The 17,027-nt window shown below is 37.3% G+C and carries 20 protein-coding genes; 6 read left to right on the top strand and 14 right to left on the bottom strand.

The genetic code is table 11. The features are described 5' to 3' along the window. Positions 1-11: 11 nt before the first annotated feature. Positions 12-1,760, bottom strand: a complete 1,749-nt coding sequence (locus A7P54_RS06535; RefSeq protein WP_171549055.1) for a bifunctional alpha/beta hydrolase/class I SAM-dependent methyltransferase — start codon at positions 1,758-1,760, stop codon at positions 12-14. Positions 1,761-1,770: 10 nt separating this feature from the next. Next, positions 1,771-2,406, bottom strand: coding sequence for a CDP-alcohol phosphatidyltransferase family protein (locus A7P54_RS06530; protein WP_171549054.1), 636 nt, complete (start codon positions 2,404-2,406; stop codon positions 1,771-1,773). A gap of 474 nt (positions 2,407-2,880) precedes the next feature. Between A7P54_RS06530 and A7P54_RS06525 the strand changes: the two genes are divergently transcribed. Continuing rightward, positions 2,881-3,117 (top strand): VF530 family protein, encoded by a 237-nt coding sequence (locus tag A7P54_RS06525; protein ID WP_074947644.1) that lies wholly within the window; start codon positions 2,881-2,883, stop codon positions 3,115-3,117. Between the two features lie 15 nt (positions 3,118-3,132). On the opposite strand, the gene A7P54_RS06520 is transcribed toward A7P54_RS06525, so the two are convergent. Beyond that, a complete protein-coding gene (locus tag A7P54_RS06520; RefSeq protein ID WP_171549053.1) occupies positions 3,133-3,474 on the bottom strand; it encodes a hypothetical protein in 342 nt (113 codons plus the stop codon). A gap of 353 nt (positions 3,475-3,827) precedes the next feature. Between A7P54_RS06520 and A7P54_RS06515 the strand changes: the two genes are divergently transcribed. Beyond that, positions 3,828-4,529, top strand: coding sequence for an SDR family oxidoreductase (locus A7P54_RS06515; RefSeq protein ID WP_004807122.1), 702 nt, complete (start codon positions 3,828-3,830; stop codon positions 4,527-4,529). A gap of 93 nt (positions 4,530-4,622) precedes the next feature. On the opposite strand, the gene A7P54_RS06510 is transcribed toward A7P54_RS06515, so the two are convergent. From A7P54_RS06510 to A7P54_RS06505, 3 genes are all read right to left on the bottom strand, one after another. Beyond that, positions 4,623-5,501 (bottom strand): LysR substrate-binding domain-containing protein, encoded by an 879-nt coding sequence (locus tag A7P54_RS06510; RefSeq protein WP_171549052.1) that lies wholly within the window; start codon positions 5,499-5,501, stop codon positions 4,623-4,625. A 193-nt stretch (positions 5,502-5,694) separates the two neighbouring features. Continuing rightward, positions 5,695-5,823 carry a hypothetical protein gene (locus A7P54_RS19030; protein ID WP_278187026.1) on the bottom strand — a complete coding sequence of 43 codons (129 nt, stop codon included), beginning with the start codon at positions 5,821-5,823 and terminating at the stop codon, positions 5,695-5,697. Positions 5,824-5,926: 103 nt separating this feature from the next. Further along, entirely contained in the window at positions 5,927-6,565 is a 639-nt protein-coding gene (locus A7P54_RS06505) for a GNAT family N-acetyltransferase (protein ID WP_171549051.1), read from the bottom strand. A 295-nt stretch (positions 6,566-6,860) separates the two neighbouring features. Here A7P54_RS06505 and A7P54_RS06500 point away from each other — a divergent pair, with 295 nt between their 5' ends. Further along, positions 6,861-7,790, top strand: a complete 930-nt coding sequence (locus A7P54_RS06500; RefSeq protein WP_171549050.1) for a lauroyl acyltransferase — start codon at positions 6,861-6,863, stop codon at positions 7,788-7,790. A gap of 406 nt (positions 7,791-8,196) precedes the next feature. Continuing rightward, positions 8,197-8,376: a hypothetical protein gene (locus tag A7P54_RS18945; RefSeq protein WP_004807103.1), complete on the top strand. Its 180-nt coding sequence runs from the start codon at positions 8,197-8,199 to the stop codon at positions 8,374-8,376. A 232-nt stretch (positions 8,377-8,608) separates the two neighbouring features. Here the strand turns inward: A7P54_RS18945 and A7P54_RS06495 are convergent, their stop codons facing one another. Continuing rightward, positions 8,609-8,818 (bottom strand): hypothetical protein, encoded by a 210-nt coding sequence (locus tag A7P54_RS06495; protein ID WP_005188552.1) that lies wholly within the window; start codon positions 8,816-8,818, stop codon positions 8,609-8,611. Between the two features lie 114 nt (positions 8,819-8,932). After that, complete coding sequence (locus A7P54_RS06490; protein WP_171549049.1) at positions 8,933-9,154, bottom strand: hypothetical protein; 222 nt, start codon at positions 9,152-9,154, stop codon at positions 8,933-8,935. Between the two features lie 516 nt (positions 9,155-9,670). On the opposite strand from A7P54_RS06490, the gene A7P54_RS06485 reads away from it, so the two are divergent. Further along, a complete protein-coding gene (locus A7P54_RS06485) occupies positions 9,671-9,829 on the top strand; it encodes a hypothetical protein (protein WP_171549048.1) in 159 nt (52 codons plus the stop codon). A 217-nt stretch (positions 9,830-10,046) separates the two neighbouring features. On the opposite strand, the gene A7P54_RS06480 is transcribed toward A7P54_RS06485, so the two are convergent. The 5 genes from A7P54_RS06480 to A7P54_RS06460 form a co-directional block, all read right to left on the bottom strand. After that, the gene (locus A7P54_RS06480) at positions 10,047-11,282 is read right to left on the bottom strand and encodes a DcaP family trimeric outer membrane transporter (RefSeq protein ID WP_171549047.1); all 1,236 of its coding nucleotides are present in this window, start codon (positions 11,280-11,282) and stop codon (positions 10,047-10,049) included. A 122-nt stretch (positions 11,283-11,404) separates the two neighbouring features. Further along, positions 11,405-12,589 carry an MFS transporter gene (locus A7P54_RS06475; RefSeq protein ID WP_216077035.1) on the bottom strand — a complete coding sequence of 395 codons (1,185 nt, stop codon included), beginning with the start codon at positions 12,587-12,589 and terminating at the stop codon, positions 11,405-11,407. Positions 12,590-12,714: 125 nt separating this feature from the next. Beyond that, positions 12,715-14,163: an aldehyde dehydrogenase family protein gene (locus A7P54_RS06470; protein WP_171549046.1), complete on the bottom strand. Its 1,449-nt coding sequence runs from the start codon at positions 14,161-14,163 to the stop codon at positions 12,715-12,717. A 46-nt stretch (positions 14,164-14,209) separates the two neighbouring features. Next, entirely contained in the window at positions 14,210-15,766 is a 1,557-nt protein-coding gene (locus tag A7P54_RS06465) for a carboxylesterase family protein (RefSeq protein ID WP_171549045.1), read from the bottom strand. A 49-nt stretch (positions 15,767-15,815) separates the two neighbouring features. Beyond that, on the bottom strand, positions 15,816-16,010 hold the full coding sequence (locus tag A7P54_RS06460) for a hypothetical protein (RefSeq protein ID WP_171549044.1): 195 nt from the start codon (positions 16,008-16,010) through the stop codon (positions 15,816-15,818). A 132-nt stretch (positions 16,011-16,142) separates the two neighbouring features. Here A7P54_RS06460 and A7P54_RS06455 point away from each other — a divergent pair, with 132 nt between their 5' ends. Continuing rightward, complete coding sequence (locus A7P54_RS06455; protein ID WP_004807086.1) at positions 16,143-16,586, top strand: MarR family transcriptional regulator; 444 nt, start codon at positions 16,143-16,145, stop codon at positions 16,584-16,586. Positions 16,587-16,649: 63 nt separating this feature from the next. Here the strand turns inward: A7P54_RS06455 and A7P54_RS06450 are convergent, their stop codons facing one another. Further along, positions 16,650-17,021, bottom strand: a complete 372-nt coding sequence (locus A7P54_RS06450; protein ID WP_004807085.1) for a hypothetical protein — start codon at positions 17,019-17,021, stop codon at positions 16,650-16,652. Positions 17,022-17,027 lie beyond the last annotated feature (6 nt).

Raw genomic sequence — 17,027 nt, 5'->3', positions numbered from 1 at the left:
AAAGTCTTTATTTAAATTTTTTGAGCAACTGAAACTGTAAAAATCCCAAATTCATCAATACATTGATCCACTTTTTTAAAGCCTGCTTGTTCAACAAGTGCATCCATTTCGGCTTGCGAGCGTAAACGCATCACCCAAGCATCACCTTGACGATGTGAGGTAAGCGCACGTGCAATAAACTCTTGTTGTGGATGCCAAATTTGTCCTGTGTAAATCAGGAAGCCACCTTGTAGCATTGCTTGATGAATACCAGAGAGTGATTGTCTTAATAAATCGTTATCACTAAACAGCTCATAAAGTCCGGAAACAATGACTAAATTTGGTTTTGGTTTAACTTTGGCTAGTGATGCTGTATCAAAGGCATCACCTAATTCAAACTGAGCAATGTTTTCAAGATTTCTTTGCTGAATCAATGCGGAACCAGAATCAACATTTAATTGACTATAATCTCTTAAGAGCACTGATTTAGGTGGTGTTGCAAGTTCATTCACGGCATCTAGAATATAACGGCCATGACCCGCTGCAATATCAAGGATGCGAACATCTTTACGTTGCTTGGTCAGTGCTTTCGCATATTTTGCCAATAACTGCTCAATATGTTGTTTACGTACGCGGATGCCACGCCAACCAATCGCATTTAAATATTGCTGATCGATAATATTGCCAAGAATATTTTTACTTTCGCCCTGATTTCGATAAACAAAATCTAAAGTGCTGCCTGAGTCATAACCCGTATCTTCACCAATTTTTAAGCCATGTGAGAATTTACTACCGAGCTTTAAATTACGTTTGGTTAAATTCCAGAATAGATTTTTAATGGAAGAGGCGGGAAGTGGGCTACTCAGTTGTTCAGCCGTCGCGCAACTTGTACCAATTTTATCGGCATTGAGTACATCTGGTGCCTGATAATGTTCAGCAAAGCTTTGTAAGATAAAGCGACGAATTTTCTCTACTGCAATATGGCGGTCTTTTTCACCTAAAGTATCGTGATAAAAACCATCTAGTACATGGAACTCTTTTCGTGGATGAGGAAGCTTTTCATAAAATTTTTGTTGTGGTTTACGGAATACCACGAAATCTGATCCAGAGCATAAAACTTGTGTGGGAACAAAGATATTTTGTGCATCATTAACGATACGTTCTGATGCTGCATATAAGCCCAAAAGCATTCGTACAGAAATAGCTTTGGCAATTTGTGGATCTGTATCATAAGTTTTCGCACGATCAACATCATGCGTCAGCATATTGGCTTTGACATAGCTGGTAATAAAGAAATTACCTTTGAGTTTACTTAAAACAGTTAAACCTGCTTTTGCAAATGGTACATACAGTTTGATATCAAATGCGGGTGAAGCTAAGCATAAAGCTCTGATTTTTGGTGCATAATCATGTACCCATGTGGCTGCCAAAACTGCACCGACACTTTGACCAATGACGGCGATATTGGTTGATACAATGTTATACGTCGATTCAATATGTTGTACAAAATATTGAATATCTTTTACACATGCAGAGAAACTTGGCGCGTCACCACGTAAACCTGGTGAGTTTCCATGCCCACGAGCATCCCATGCAAAGAAATCAAATTCTGGCAAGTTAAGCTCATTGACCAAATGTGCCATACGTCCAGAGTGTTCATGACCACGATGGAATAAGATAATTGCTTTTTTTGTCTCTTTTTCTGTAGCTGCTGGACAATGTTGATAGGCTAATTGGGTATCATCATGACTGGTAAATACATGTTTTTGTGAGCTTTGCATCTAATTTTCCTTAAAGTTGAATACTGTTTTTAATACGGTTATAAATTGTCAAAACCAATAGTGCTGTAATGAAAATAAGCAGTCCATTGCAAAAGTAGGTTATTGAATTTATGTAATTATTTTCTATTAAATACGGGCTAAAACTGACACATAACGCAATTAAACTAAACCAAAATGCACGATCACTTTTACCCATAGGACCATCATAACGGCGTTCCTGACCAATTAATGGCGCCATAACACCAGCATATTCACTCAGAATCGCTAGAAAGACAACTAAACCCAACAGGAATGGGTTGATAAAAGCTAAGCCTAAAAAACATAGATAAAGCGCTGAATCGGAGATGACATCACAGATTTCATTTAAATATGCACCAAGTTTTGATTGTTGGTTAAACTCACGTGCGAGCATGCCATCAATTGCATTAAAGCCCATACGAACCAACATCCATACAGGAAAGAATAAAAATAGGATTAAAGGCTGTTGGTAAAGATGCAGGCTGTAAAGTGCGATTGCTAACGCGACAGAGATTAACATTGCTAAAAGCGTAACTTGATTCGCTGTAATCTTTTTAGAGTAAAGCCATTGTACAAATGGGCGAAGTAAATTCTGAAATGCTGGTTTTAACTGATAAATCGAAGGCATTGTTATTGATATATGCATATTTATATAGTGAATAGCATTGTGTGTAACTTTCTAATGTATGTCAACTGACATTGGGATAGCAGGAAAATGGTAATTACAGTAGTTGCTTAGCATCATATTATTGATAATTAAAATATTTCGCATAATGTATATTATGTTAAATAGGATATCTAGGACTGTTGCCTGAGCAGCACCGCTGCACAATACTGTTTGTAGCTACAGCTCAGTAACGTGAATCCCAACGATCATAATTCATGTTGATGACTTCGAGTTCTCATTCCATAAATGCCAGAAAATTTTTACAAGTCGGCTGCCTATAATCTCCCAAGTGAATGTCTCCTGCTATTTCAGCACACATCAATCGGAAGATAAGCTGTAATTTTCTATGTTAATTACGTTTAAATTCCAACACTCTCTCATTTTCTAACTAGCTCAGGCTATAATAATGGCCTCCCAAAATATGGTTGATCTATTATGAACACCTCCAATGACCCTCTACACGGCAAAAAACTTGCTGACATTTTGGATGAGTTATTGGATTATTACGGTGGCTTTGAAGGCCTAAGTCGTAAAATTGAAATTAGATGTTTTTGCATAGATCCAAGTGTTAAGTCATCTTTGCGATTCTTACGTACCACACCATGGGCACGTGAAAAAGTAGAAAGCTTATATTTGTATGTCTTACGCCAAAAAGCCAAACAGAAATCGTAGTTATCAAAGCTATGTTCAATGTACTTTCATGTTTGCTTCTGCTAAATAAGCTTTCTTCGAGGTTTTGTTCCATAAACAAAGCTCTTGCCCTGTTTTGTTTTTCATATGTGCTTGAGGATATTTTCCTTCAATCAGGAGTGCCGAATATCCAACACGATCATCAAACAGCATGACATTGCTCGCTGTCTTGGCATTTTTAAGTTGACTCACTTTTATACAAGCCGCTTTTATTTCCTGATCATGTTTGTTCCATGCCTGCTCAGAACTTGCGAAAGTTACGCTGCTCATCACGGCAGAACCTGCCATAAAACCTAAAATAGAAAGATATTTTAATAACATATGATGTTTTAATGCCATGATCATTGTCCTGAAAATTCGAGTGTCTAAATCTATACTGGAACAATCTCATAAGAGAATCTAGCAATTTATACATGTTGTAACAGCACATATTCAGGATTACACATAGTCCTCATCTGTGTGGCTTGAGCTTGTTTAAATGAAATACAATCCTGTCGATTTAGCATAAAGAATAATAAGTAAAAATCTTTCTATATCTTTTTTAAACTTGATTTGATTACGGATCAAGCCTGTAGATTTTCTACTGGCTTTAACGAAAATTTATCGTTTGCTCAGCACACTTTTGAACTTTAATATTATTTTAAAATTAGTTAACTCTTTCATATTCCGAATGACATTAAGAGGTAAAAATCATGACTGAGAAAGTCGCTATTGTTACGGCTGCAGGAAGTGGTATGGGTGCAGCTGTCGCTAAAAAACTAGCAGCAGATGGATACAAAGTTGCAATTCTATCTTCATCAGGCAAAGGTGAAATCCTTGCGAATCAACTGAATGGCTTAGGTGTTACAGGATCTAATCAATCAATAGATGATATACAACGCCTTATTGATGAAACGCTTGCTCGTTGGGGACGTATAGATGTTTTAGTTAACAGTGCTGGACATGGCCCGCGCAAAGGAATTTTAGAATTAACAGATCAAGATTGGCATGATGGTATAGATACTTATTTTCTCAATGCTGTACGCCCTATTCGCTTAGTGATTCCGATCATGCAACAACAAAAACACGGCGTGATTGTTAATATTTCCAGTGCATGGACATTTGAGCCTAGTTCGTTATTTCCAACGTCAGCCGTTGCTCGTTCTGGATTAGCAGCTTTTACTAAGATTTGTGCAGACACATATGCTGTTGATAATATTCGTATTAATAATGTCTTACCTGGGTGGATTGATAGCCTGCCAAAAACAGATGAACGCTCTCACAGTGTTCCAATGAAACGGTATGGTTCAACAGAAGAGATTGCAGCGACAGTTGCTTTCCTTGCATCTGAGGGTGCGGCTTATATCACAGGACAAAATATCCGAGTAGATGGCGGCTTAACTCGCTCTGTATAATGATTTTTAATAAAAATTTTAAAGGGATAAATTATCTACATATTATCCCTTTAAAATTAAACCTGATTTCATCATTCTGATAAGTATATTTTTTTATTTTTGCTCAGCACCTAAATATTCGATACACCACTGCCAAATTTTATCGACTATGCTATTGCAATGTGAGGTTTTTTTTCTGACAAGATAATAACTTGGTTCAACAGTTTTTGTATCCAAAGTGACTTGTATGAGTTTTCCTGATTGAATATCAGCATCCACAAATGCTCGGCATGCTAAAGCAACCCCTTGCCCAGATAAAGCAGCATCTAATGCCAGCGTGGTTTGATTAAATACAGCTCCAGATAATTTCGTATTCGTGTTCAGAAAATTTGGCCAATGATTATGGGCATCATGTAGCAATGGCATACTCATTAACTGTTCAAATTGCAAAGGCAGCGTTAAATCCTGAATAAAATCAGGACTTGCTACAGCAATAAGCTCTTGATGAAACAATAATCGTGTTTCTAGATTTTCTGGAAATGATTTTTGAGTAAGCCTTATCGCGATATCAACCTGATCACGATCAAAGTCTGAAAAAACTTCAGTTGCAAGCGTGCATAAATTGATATCAGGTAGTACTGCATGTAAATCACCTAATCGAGGGATTAACATTTTGGTCGCAATCGTTGGTGTCACACTTATAGTTACACGATCTGGCTGCTCTAATAGTGATTCTGTTGACTCAGTCAGAATATCAAAGGCACGAGTTATATCGACCAAATACTTTGTTCCTTCAGGCGTCAAGGATAGTCCTCGAGGAAGCCGTTGAAATAAAATAACCTTTAGATGATCTTCTAATGCTCGAACCTGCTGAGCGATTGCACCTTGAGTCACTCCCAACTCATCAGCAGCAGCGCGAAAACTTAACTTTCGGCCCGCTGTTTCAAATGCACGTAAAGCATTTAAAGATGGAAGTTTTCTACGTGATACCATAAACACATAAGCAAGTAGTTTTTCTACACTCTAATTTTTTTGTGAATTGGATACAAGCCATTAGATTATTTTTAATAAATAAGAGCGTTTTTAATTCCTTTTAGGATGCCCCACATCATTAATATTTCTTACGAACTTAAGCTGTTATCTAAAATGTTATCTGATGATAGACTTTTGATTTTTAGCGCAATGGTTATAGTTCTAATAAAGGTGGTAATTCCCTTCTTGCAATCTCATAGGCTTCATCACGATCTACGCCCAAAGCAAAGCGGCATATAAATCGTCCCCAATCAGACTCTTCATGTGCTCTACGAACATACATACGAATGCCAGTCTCAAGACGGATAGCCGATGTTTGAATGTAAGGAATGATTTACACCCTACTTGAAAAGCTTTTATCAATTGTATATAAACCTTTCCATTCGTCATTTTACTTGCCCTTCGTATAGGTAATACAATTCTGTATCTTCAACATCTCCACCCCAGCTATATTTCTCTTCTGCGATCTTTAATAATCCTTTTCTTTCATAGAACTGAAAGTTTGAACTGTTATCAGTGAAAAGAAAAAAGTCTTTAATTTTCATATCTTGCAGATAATTAATAAAAAGAGAATACAATTTATTGCCTATTCCTAAACCTTGATATCGTTCATCTAAGATAAAAAAATTCAAGGACGCAGCAAAGGTTTTACCACTTTCAAGAAGTAATTTTTCATTTAATATCAATGTATCCAGATAATGTTCAAAAACTTCTACTCTTTTGTCTGAAATTATTTCCTGTAGAGCTCTATATTTTCTTATTTTCGCATTAGCCTTCTGTCTAATGTTATTTATGATTGATGCAGCAATTACTCCAACAATTTCGTCTTTATCACGAACTACAAAAATGCGCGAGGAACTTATGATCACCTCACCCAAAAAAAATTCTGCCATAGGTCTTACATTCTTTTCAGGGACCCATGAGTTATAATCCCAAGTAGAAACGATCATCTGGTTTATTTTGTCCAAATCACTATCAGTTAATTCATCTGCCACTTCATACTCTAAAGAGAAATTACTACTCATTACTCTCACTCATTTAATTTCAATAAAAAATTGATCTTTTGGGGATATACAACATTGCTGGCATCTGTGCCAAGTAACTGTAAAGGTCTTACAAGAAGTATAGCCTATCCTGCCAATTACAAGACATCACATGAATTTTCTGCCTAGGTCAGTATGGCAACCGATCTTTCTTTTGTTGACAACGCAACGATGAAAGTACGATACGTGATTTAGCGTAGTGATCCCTATTTAAATAAATCAATGAAAGTAATTCATTTATGTTAGGCTGATCAGTTTTTCTTAAGAAACAGCTGCTATGACGTATACACGGAAATTTAGGGCAGGAAAGTTTCACTGGTCATTTCTATTGCCTAAATATTGGGGAATATGGATGGCTTTAATTCTTTTAATGATGTTTGCAATTCTTCCATGGGCGATACAGTGGCGACTTGCAAATATCCTCTCGACACTGGCCTGGAAAGCGCTGAAATCTAGACGCAAAACAACGATTAGGAATCTTGAACTGTGTTTTCCTGAGAAAAGCGAACAAGAAATACAAGCAGATGCAAAACAAGTCTTTTTCAATATGATGTTGGGACTCTTTGAAGCATTGAATGCTTGGTACAGCCCTCGTTGGTTCCAAAAAAGGATGCATATTCATGGTTTAGAACATCTTAAAAATGCTAAAGAAAATGGCGTTCTACTCTTAGGAACACACACTACTTTATTAGATGCAGGTGGCTATATTTGTGGTCGTTTTTTTGAACTTGATGTTGTCTATCGTCCTCAAAATAATCCTCTCTTAGATATGCTTATTAGTCGATGTAGAGCTACAATTTATCAGAATCAGATTTCTAAAGATGATATGAAAGGATTGATCTCAAGTTTAAAGCATGGACATGCTATTTGGTATAGTCCAGATCAGGACTTTGGACTTAAACAAGGGGTGATGGCTCCTTTCTTCAATATACAAGCAGCAACAGTAACAGCACATAGACGGCTAATTAAAATTACCAAAGCCGCGGCAATTCCTTTATTTTTTTATCGCACTGGTGACATTCGTAACCCCCAATACCATATTTTGCTAGAGCCTGCTTTGCAAAATTTTCCAAGTGACTGTGAAGTTGAAGATGCAACACGAGTCAATCTTGTGATTGAGAACCAAATAAAAATGTATCCTACGCAATATATGTGGTTCCATCGTAGGTTCAAAACTCGGCCCAAAGGTGAAAAAAGCCTGTATTAATTTTCTAATCTAATAAATCAAAAGATTTAAATTTTATAAGAGAACAAAAAAAGCTCACATAACGTGAGCTTTTTCACTGATCCGAACTAATTAAATGACAGTGTGATAAAAGCGACTTGTGGTCTTTTACCTTGGTTAAGAATATAAGAAACACATTGGTCTTCATTCGAAACTTGAAAACCATGGCTTGAAATTTTGCTGAAATGAGCAAGTAGACCATCACCAGATTAAAATTAGTCTATGGACCAGATTCTAGGTGTGTTTTCTCTCTGCCTCACCGCATTTAGAGCTTGTCTAATAGCGGTATCAGCTTAGGTTACACTCTAGTTATCGATATTTGAGAGATTAAACATACTTTTACTTGAGTTTAAGTTAGTATAGATTCCTAACAACGTAAGGATATGACATGTTCATCGGGTTTAAGATAATAAAAAAACAACCTGAACTTCAAAAGGACTTCACACATCAAGAATTTTCTAACCCAATTATGGAGTTTTGGAAATTTTTTGAGAATAATTCTCAGTATACGCTGTTGCGATATGAGCATGTTATTGATGGAATTCGGGCTATTTATTGTAATAAATAGTAAAGCTTTAACATCACATACCCCAGATGGATACTCTGATCCAACTCAGCGAATATTCTAATAGATAGAAGGTACGATCAGTTAACTTCTATTTTTTAAGGTTAACGCTTAGTGATCACAGCTTAGAGGATTTGAAGCAAAAATCTATTTTGTGGATATGCGGGCTGAGTCACAAAACTGATTTCATTCATAAAATTTACCCATTAAAAAACCCGCCAAAGCGGGTCATGTTTTACTCGATATAATAGCTATTACCATCGGAACTATTAAAAACCAAATTCAATGTAGGGTAAATAATTTCACCCTTTATCAAAATATATTCAACTTTTGGGCTCTGAGCACGAGTAGATTGAATCGTATTAGTTGTCTTTACTTCGGTGTAGCTTGCTTGTGCTCTTCTTTCTTTACCTTGGAAATCAATAATTGTAATGTCTTTTAGCATCAATATGCTCCAATTTAATCAATCATAGTATGCCCTGCTGTGCATATATACAAACGTTAAATTATCAACGGCAGTAATTAATGAAATTCCTGAACAAGTTCAGCAATTAATTAACTATTTTAACTTACCAAGAATATCCGCAACGCGACTTGTCACTTCATCGGCACTCAAATCCTGACAGATCCAAAAGCTGTAGACTCTATCGTTTTTTACATAAATCTGCTTAAAGTACTCTGAAGACTTTTTACTGTCGATCTCTCCAGCTTTAAAGTTTTTTTTATTCAAATCTACCGTCATTCCATCTAAATCACCACCAATACATAATTTCAATATCATCACCACTCAGATTGAATGCTCACCTTATCATATATACATCTGCTTTATCGGGCTGATCATGTAGAGCTTCGGCTAGGTCTTAGCTTAGCTTCAATAGGTAATATTTGGCTGGTTTTCACCCATGCATTTTATCCAGCTCGATCTGCGACATCCACTCAGCCTTTTTGAGAGCTACTCAAACTGTGAGCGAATTACGACAATCATCAGACAAGATAGCTTTTTTGCTTTTGCTAGAAATACTTTTCAATAAATATCACACCTGAGTTATTGGATTTATTTAAAAAATAAGATTTGTGATCTTTGTGTACTTGCACTTGAAATTCTTGAGGTCTGGTAATGGTTTTTAAGCGATAGCAATCAATAAGTAATATTTATTTGATTTTATTTAAGAAATATTTCATAGATATATTCTTTGATTCATCTACATATCCCTACAAATCGCTCTTAAAGCTGCTGTAGTGTAAGTAAAATAACAGCGTAGTATGAGGTTTCCATAACGAAACAAAGAAGATAAAAATGTCTGATTTTAAAGAGTTTTCTAAAAAAGCGACCCATGATCAATCACCACTACTACAAGCAAATGAACATACTCAGGTAAACACCCCTCAACCTACAAAACCAGAAGACTCCTCAAAACCAGAGGATTCACAAGAACCAGACCCAAATAATAAATAATTTATGATTATCAGTGCTTTAAGATTCTTATATTGAGGTGCTGTTCATATAGAGGATAAATCAGTGCACTGATTTATTTTACTATTCATTACTTTTATCACTTTGATTTATCTAGTTGCTTAATTGCATTCATTCATTGATTAAAGAAGATAGAAATAGCCTCTCAGATCTGAGGGGCTATTTTAATTTAAAGATAGCTAAGAACGACGAATTAAAATTAAAACGTATACTTAGCCATAATTCCAATACGGTTATCGCGATACTTTTCACCAGCAAAGGTTTCGCGCTGAGCATTGATATATTCTAGCCCCAGATCAATTGGTGCTACAGGAGAATATATAAAATTGATCCATGTCTGCTGTACTTTTTCATTGGCTGATATATCTGTCCTGCTACTTTGAGCATAATCATTTGTATCATCAGCTAAAATTGCACCATAAGCGAGAGTTGTTCGTAAATTGGGGCGAATATAGTAGGTTCCACCGATCTGTACGGCATTAAATTCATTCTGTTCGACATTCCCATTCGCAATAGTAAAAGCGGTATTGCTCCCATAAATATAATGACTATTCCCTTTTACATGGCTGATGTCAGCTGATAGCTTTAAAAACTCAATCGGCTTATAGTTCACACCAACGGCAATCCCCCAACCTATTTTATCTGACTTTAGCGTTTCAGCTTGATATTGCTCAAGCATTGCTCTTAGCGATGTAGAGCCTTTATTGTCAGTAAACTCATGCATTATTTTTGCTGTTAACACAGGCACTCGATATTTAATTGCACTGTTTGTCGCGGAATTATTTCCTTTCTCAGTTGCTAAGAAGAGTTGGTTTGCGGGTGTCACTTTGTAATTGTAACGAACTTGAGGATATTGCTTGGTGCCACCACCAATATTGGTTGAAAAATCCATCATTTCAGGTGCATGATTGGATAGGAAATTTGACGTTGTTTGACCAATCAACCAATTGTTATACGTCAAATAAGCATGACGAATGCGAAGATTATCATTACTTCCTGCAAAATCTACCTCGACTTTAGCGCCAATTTTTGCCTCTTGAGCAAGCGTCGAAAAATCCAAGCCAATACGCGTGGTTTTAACGGTTGTTCTGAGTTTATCTTTGGCTTCGGCTGTACTTTTAGCTGCGGCATTAAAGTCGTTATCAGCGCCTTCAATAATATAATTAGCATCAGCCCGCAAAAAACCATATAGATTGACATGAGTCTCTGGTTGAGTTGGCGAAAAATTAAAAACAGGCGTTGATACAGTCGTTTGATCTGTTTCAATGGACTTATGCTGTTGCTGAATTAAAGCTCTCAATTCTTTTATCTCTTCCATGAGTTTTTGAATCTCCTCTTGATCAGTCGCTGCATTGGCAGATGTCATCATGAGCAAGCTTATAGACAGTGCTAAACTATGCTGAATGAATGACGGACGATTAGGAAACACACACATGAAATACTCCTGTTATGGCTTGAGCAGTAAATTTAGATAAATTGAATCCAGCATCGAATTCGAATAAATCGAAAACGATGGTTTTAAAAATGATATTTTTTAACGAGATATATACTTAGGATTTAAATATAACGATTCCGACCAGATAGGTAGCCAAGAATACCGATCAGTATTGAGAGTAGAACAGCCATGATTAATACAGAATTCCAATTCTGACTGACGCCTCGTAATGCACCGACTAAAGTTGGACACGCTGCCGCCATTAGATAGCCTCCACCTTGAGCCATACCGGAAAGTGCAGCTGCTTGATGTACCGAACGAGAACGTAGACTTAAAAACATCAGTGCCAGTAATATTCCGCCACCAGATCCAATACCGAAACTGAGTACCCAAAGTGTTGCCCAATGTGGGACAAATAACAGTCCGAGCATTCCGATACACATTAATAGTCCCATACTGATGGCAACAAAGCGTTGGTCTTTCAGACGGTTTACCAATGGACCTAAAATTAAACCAGGCACAATACCTGCTAACTGCATCAAGCCATGTAAAGATCCAGATGCTTTATTGCTATAACCTGCTTCGGTCAAAATTGCAGGCAACCAGCTTACCATTGCATAGAATAAAGCCGCATTACAGCCCATAAAAAATGTAACCTGCCAAGCAAGTTTGGATTTCCAAATATTATGAGTATGGGTTTCTGCTAATGGGATCTGTACTTGTTCTTGAGTTTTATTTTGGAGAATAAGTGGAATCCAAAACAAACAAGCAATAAAGGAAAATATGGCAATAACCATTAAAGTTGGTTGCCAACCTAAAATTTGGGCAAGAGGCACAACACTGCTTGATGCAAAAGCACCAGCTACAGCCATCGCAATAGAACATAATCCTGTGACAACGGGTACGCTATTTGGAAAATCACGTTTGACCAGACTGGGTACCAATACATTTCCAATAGCGATACCAATACCAATAATACTTGTTCCAATAAAAAGCATCGTGGCTGAGCCAATGGAGCGTACAACAGCACCCGCAATCACAACAATTAAGGAGGCGAAAAGAATTCGCTCAAAACCAAATTTAATTGAAAAACGTGCGGTAAATGGAGAAATAACAGCAAAAGCAATCAGCGGTAAAGTTGTTAATAAGCCTGCTGCACTGGGTGAAAGACCAAACACCAAACGTAATTGCTCAAGTATTGGCCCAATTCCCGTGATTGGTGCACGTAAACTCGATGCAACCAATAGCAAAGCGATTAGCAGAAAGATGGAGCGCTCTTTATTTAGAATTGGAGGATTAGAGTTCATATTTATTTACCAGACCATATGCTATGCCGGCATGGTATGAGCGTTAAGAAATAGGATCATCAACATTCATACCGTGCAGCGGAGTTGACCGAGTTTCTTTATTAAGACTCGGTCAAAATCAAATCTTAATTCAGATTAATGGTGACCCATTTCCACTCGGTTAGGGTCTCAACATCGATATCTGTGCCTTCACGACCAAAGCCACTGTCTTTTACGCCGCCAAATGGGACATGCGGTTCATCCAGAATCGTTGGTGCATTGACATGAACCATTCCAGATTCAATCTCTTGAACAAAGCGGAAGGCTTTATTGATATCTTGTGTGAAAATCGCAGAAGAGAGACCATAATTACTATCATTGGCCTGTGCGATCGCTTCATCCAAGTCAGAAAATGAATAAACAGATGTTACAGGTCCAAAGGTTTCTTCGCGGTACACCACCATCGATTCATTTACTCCGGATAAGATGGTCGGTTTGCAACGATGACCAATCCACTCTCCGCCTGTTAATACTTTTGCACCTTTAGCTCGTGCATCTTCAATATGATGGCGCACACGTTCACGTTGACGTGCCGAGATAATTGGCCCAACAGAAGTACTTTCATCATATAAATCACCTAAACCTAAGCTTTCAGCTTTTTTGACAAAACGGCGAAGAAACTCTTGCTCAACTTTCTGGTCAACATAGATACGGCTTGACGCCATACAGGCTTGACCCTGAAAGAAGAACTGACTCATTGCCGCAGCTTCTACAGCAGCATCAAGGTCTGCATCATCTAGAATAACCAGAGGACTTTTGCCGCCTAATTCTAAAAGTGCGCGTTTCATTCTAGAACCACATAGCCCACCAATGTGCTTCCCGACTCGACTTGAGCCCGTAAACATGACTGCCTTGACCAAATCATGCGTTGTTAATGCATCACCAATGACAGCACCATTCCCAGTAACAACATTGACGGTTCCTGGCGGGAATCCAGCTTCATGGTAAATATCTGCAAGCAAGTTACTGATCATCGGTGCTTGTTCCGATGGCAGTAATACAACGGTATTCCCTGTCGCTAATGGAGACGAGCTCAGTTTCGCACTTTTTAATAGCGGTACATTAAATGGAGTAATTGCTGCCACCACGCCAATAGGTTGGCGAGTCGTCATCGCAAAACGACCTAAACTGTCAGATGGAAGTGTTTGGCCAGAGATACGACGTGCCACACCTGCCGCTGCACGTAAACAATTGGCTGCATAGGCAACTTCGTAGCGTGCTTTACCAATCGGAGAACCCACCTCTTTGACCAATAACTCTATGAATTTATCTTCATATTTTTCCACCAAAGACGCTGCTTTGATTAAATAAACTTCTCGTTCCTTGGCAAGGGTTTTACGATAGCTTTGAAATGCAATATGGGCACTTTGCACTGCACGATCTACATCACTTTCATCGCCATCCGCAACTTCTGCAAAGACAGAGTCATCTTCAGGGTTATGGTCAAAAAAATACTGCTGAGATGCGGGAGCTACACGTTCACCATTGATCCATAAATCAATTTTCTTAACTTGGTTTTCAGTTGTTACAGACATTGATCTGTCTCCTGTATTGAGATTTTAGAATGATTAAAATGAATGACTATTTCGGGCATGATCTATTTGAACTGTGTTCTTGAATCAGCTTGGCTCCATCAGTCTTAAACAAGAGCGTATTGGCGTTATTTTGATATTGAGCCCAATTCACCAATGCATCGCCGTTTGGATTACCTGTTTTGATAAAGTTGGCCCAATAATTCACCATCGTTTTAGACAGCTCTGCTTGAGATGGATTCAATTTGGTCAGGCTTCCATTGGCACCACGGAAGTTTTTAAAAAGATAAGCCAACTCCCCTGTATGGTATGCCCCATAAGCAATAGAAATAGGTTTGATATATTGAGGCGCAGATTTGTCGGCAAATTCATAGCTGTATAAAGCAACTTTTTTAGAGAACACGTCATTAAACTTTATCGTAGGACATACGAACTTGTATTTACCGAGATCCTCACTGAATGCTTGCGTATAATCAGTTGATGCATTCGGCTTTTTATTCTTGATGATATGTTTTTGGGTATTCTTACCGTACAGTCCGGTTAATGCACCAACATAGTCGTCATAATTCATTTTCCGACCGAGCGAGTTTTCAATCACGCCAGCAAAGAAACTACCTTCATCCGTATTAAAGCCATTGATCATGCTTGAAACATTAAACTCATTACTTTCTATCGATTGATAGAAAGATTTGTTCAAGGTTGTATTGTCGATGAAAAAACCATCATTGAATAATGAGCTAATGTCTGGCGTTAAGAACTGTTCTGTTGGTTTGCTCTTTAAACATGCACTGACCGCAGCAGCATCACCTACACAATTTAGTTTTTGAGCGATGGTATGGGTCACTTGTTTTGCATCAGCGACATTCTTTAAATCCGCATGATAAGAACCACTGGCAGCGATGGCCTTTTGAAAAAGATTTTTAGACAATGGCGAGAAGATATTGGCTAGGACACTTTGTCCACCTGCGGATTCGCCAAAGATCGTAATATTTTTTGCATCACCACCAAAGGATTCAATATTTTTATTCACCCATTTTAGTGCGGCTTGTTGATCCATTAATCCTAAATTAATAAATGGTGCATCTTTGTTGGCAACGTTGGGATTGTAGAAAAATCCAAATGGCCCTAAACGATAATTAATTGTGACAACAATAATCCCCTTATCAATAAAATACTGAGGATCATACTCATTGGCAGAACCCGTTTGTAATCCACCTCCAGGAATCCAAAATAATACAGGTGCTTTTTGGTTTTTATCCAGACTTACATTTTTAGGGACATAGACATTTAAGTATAAGCAATCTTCAGAATCACTTATTTTACTGAATCCACCCAAATTCGTTGTTGTTGCACAAGTATTTGCAAGATTGCCTGCATAATAAACAGCGTCTAATTTTCTTTTTTCGACAGGTGCTTCCCATCGTCTTACACCAATTGGGGCTTCAGCATAAGGGATACCTTGAAATCGTATTAAACTGCTTTCTGCAACACCTTGAATCTGCCCATTTGACGTATCAACGATATCTGATAATTCATAAGCATGGGTCGCTGTTATTGATAGTGTAAACAGCGTGCAAACAGATAATTTAAATTTAGATAATTTCATATTTAACTCACGATAGAAATTTGAATGAGATATTCAATTAATACAAACTTTAACGACCAGAATTCTGAACAACGCCATTAAAATTTGTATTAATTGCCTTTAATTTTCTATTAACAATTAATGCGTTGATTTGAATAATGCTGATTTTCAAACGGATGAATTTGATCTCAATAGCATTAAAGATATTTTTATCGTTCGTACTCCCAACTGCGGGAAAAGCCGCTGTCCAACCACCTCGTCTCATCGTTTGAAACTCCTCTATACAATAAGATATGATTGTTCTGCTCAGATGCAGCTCCAATCTGGATTATCAGTGCACTGATAATATTGTCAGTATACTGATAATATTTCTTCTCGGCAAAGGATTCCTTTATCTATGAATGTAACTAAAAGTAACGAAATGTTTGGCTATGATGATGGCTATTTGGGATATCTATTGCGGAAAGCGGCTGGTGCGTATCGCTTAAAAATGGAACGTGTTTTATTAGAATTGAAAGTTACTTCAGCTCAATTCGCTATACTTTCAATTATTTATAATTGTCCTGGCTTATCAAATGCAGAAATTGCTCGTCTATCTTTACTTACGCCACAGACGGTCAATCAAATTATTTCAAAGTTAGAGTCGCAAAATTTATTAATAAAGAAGAAACACCCGACGAATAAAAAAGTTCAGCAATTAGAACTGACTGAAAGTGGAGTCGAATGTTTTCATAAATGTAATGTCATTATTGAAGATCTAGAAGTAGAGATTAAAGACCAAATGCCACCAGACATTGAAAGTGGCGTTCGTGAATGGTTAAAGAATATTATTGAAAACTAAATGAGACATTTAGACCAAGAGAAGAATTTAGTTATCTTTCTTGGTCTTTTTCTAGAAATCATTTTAAAACGATGAAGACAATAACTTTTGACTCAGCAGGATTGATTCTTCTTTCGTTTGGACTTGGTAGAACGATATTTTCCAGATTTTTTGATCCCGATCTAAAAACATGGGATCAACTTTTTCTTCCGTAATCTCAATCCACCCTTTTACTAAGGATAATGCTTGTGCATTTGCTTTGATCCACTGAATGGTCTGTTTCCATTGCACTTGTGATGGCGATGGTTCATTGAATTTGGTTTTTAGATCTCGGATTAATACGAAAGGTTGATTGCGCTGCAGTAACTGATCTAACTGCTGTATAAATTCAGCTAAACTACCTTGATGAAGATGACTCACTTCCACTATCGGGAAGTTTTCTAAATTTAATTCCATGCCATA

This window comes from Acinetobacter sp. Ac_3412, assembly GCF_013072675.1.
GTDB lineage: Bacteria > Pseudomonadota > Gammaproteobacteria > Pseudomonadales > Moraxellaceae > Acinetobacter > Acinetobacter higginsii.
Note: the sequence above shows the minus strand (reverse complement) of the source record. Positions and strands in the feature narration are given on the sequence as shown.

What these genes read in the sequence shown, in the direction of transcription:
- A7P54_RS06450 (WP_004807085.1), bottom strand. Translation starts at nt 17,021, where the DNA reads ATGGAATTAAATTTAGAAAACTTCCCGATAGTGGAAGTGAGTCATCTT.
- A7P54_RS06535 (WP_171549055.1), bottom strand. Translation starts at nt 1,760, where the DNA reads ATGCAAAGCTCACAAAAACATGTATTTACCAGTCATGATGATACCCAA.
- A7P54_RS06515 (WP_004807122.1), top strand. Translation starts at nt 3,828, where the DNA reads ATGACTGAGAAAGTCGCTATTGTTACGGCTGCAGGAAGTGGTATGGGT.
- A7P54_RS06490 (WP_171549049.1), bottom strand. Translation starts at nt 9,154, where the DNA reads ATGATATTGAAATTATGTATTGGTGGTGATTTAGATGGAATGACGGTA.
- A7P54_RS06470 (WP_171549046.1), bottom strand. Translation starts at nt 14,163, where the DNA reads ATGTCTGTAACAACTGAAAACCAAGTTAAGAAAATTGATTTATGGATC.
- A7P54_RS06505 (WP_171549051.1), bottom strand. Translation starts at nt 6,565, where the DNA reads ATGAGTAGTAATTTCTCTTTAGAGTATGAAGTGGCAGATGAATTAACT.
- A7P54_RS06475 (WP_216077035.1), bottom strand. Translation starts at nt 12,589, where the DNA reads ATGAACTCTAATCCTCCAATTCTAAATAAAGAGCGCTCCATCTTTCTG.
- A7P54_RS06460 (WP_171549044.1), bottom strand. Translation starts at nt 16,010, where the DNA reads ATGAGACGAGGTGGTTGGACAGCGGCTTTTCCCGCAGTTGGGAGTACG.
- A7P54_RS06500 (WP_171549050.1), top strand. Translation starts at nt 6,861, where the DNA reads ATGACGTATACACGGAAATTTAGGGCAGGAAAGTTTCACTGGTCATTT.
- A7P54_RS19030 (WP_278187026.1), bottom strand. Translation starts at nt 5,823, where the DNA reads ATGTATGTTCGTAGAGCACATGAAGAGTCTGATTGGGGACGATTTATA.
- A7P54_RS06520 (WP_171549053.1), bottom strand. Translation starts at nt 3,474, where the DNA reads ATGGCATTAAAACATCATATGTTATTAAAATATCTTTCTATTTTAGGT.
- A7P54_RS18945 (WP_004807103.1), top strand. Translation starts at nt 8,197, where the DNA reads ATGTTCATCGGGTTTAAGATAATAAAAAAACAACCTGAACTTCAAAAG.
- A7P54_RS06485 (WP_171549048.1), top strand. Translation starts at nt 9,671, where the DNA reads ATGTCTGATTTTAAAGAGTTTTCTAAAAAAGCGACCCATGATCAATCA.
- A7P54_RS06510 (WP_171549052.1), bottom strand. Translation starts at nt 5,501, where the DNA reads ATGGTATCACGTAGAAAACTTCCATCTTTAAATGCTTTACGTGCATTT.
- A7P54_RS06465 (WP_171549045.1), bottom strand. Translation starts at nt 15,766, where the DNA reads ATGAAATTATCTAAATTTAAATTATCTGTTTGCACGCTGTTTACACTA.
- A7P54_RS06455 (WP_004807086.1), top strand. Translation starts at nt 16,143, where the DNA reads ATGAATGTAACTAAAAGTAACGAAATGTTTGGCTATGATGATGGCTAT.
- A7P54_RS06525 (WP_074947644.1), top strand. Translation starts at nt 2,881, where the DNA reads ATGAACACCTCCAATGACCCTCTACACGGCAAAAAACTTGCTGACATT.
- A7P54_RS06480 (WP_171549047.1), bottom strand. Translation starts at nt 11,282, where the DNA reads ATGTGTGTGTTTCCTAATCGTCCGTCATTCATTCAGCATAGTTTAGCA.
- A7P54_RS06530 (WP_171549054.1), bottom strand. Translation starts at nt 2,406, where the DNA reads ATGCCTTCGATTTATCAGTTAAAACCAGCATTTCAGAATTTACTTCGC.
- A7P54_RS06495 (WP_005188552.1), bottom strand. Translation starts at nt 8,818, where the DNA reads ATGCTAAAAGACATTACAATTATTGATTTCCAAGGTAAAGAAAGAAGA.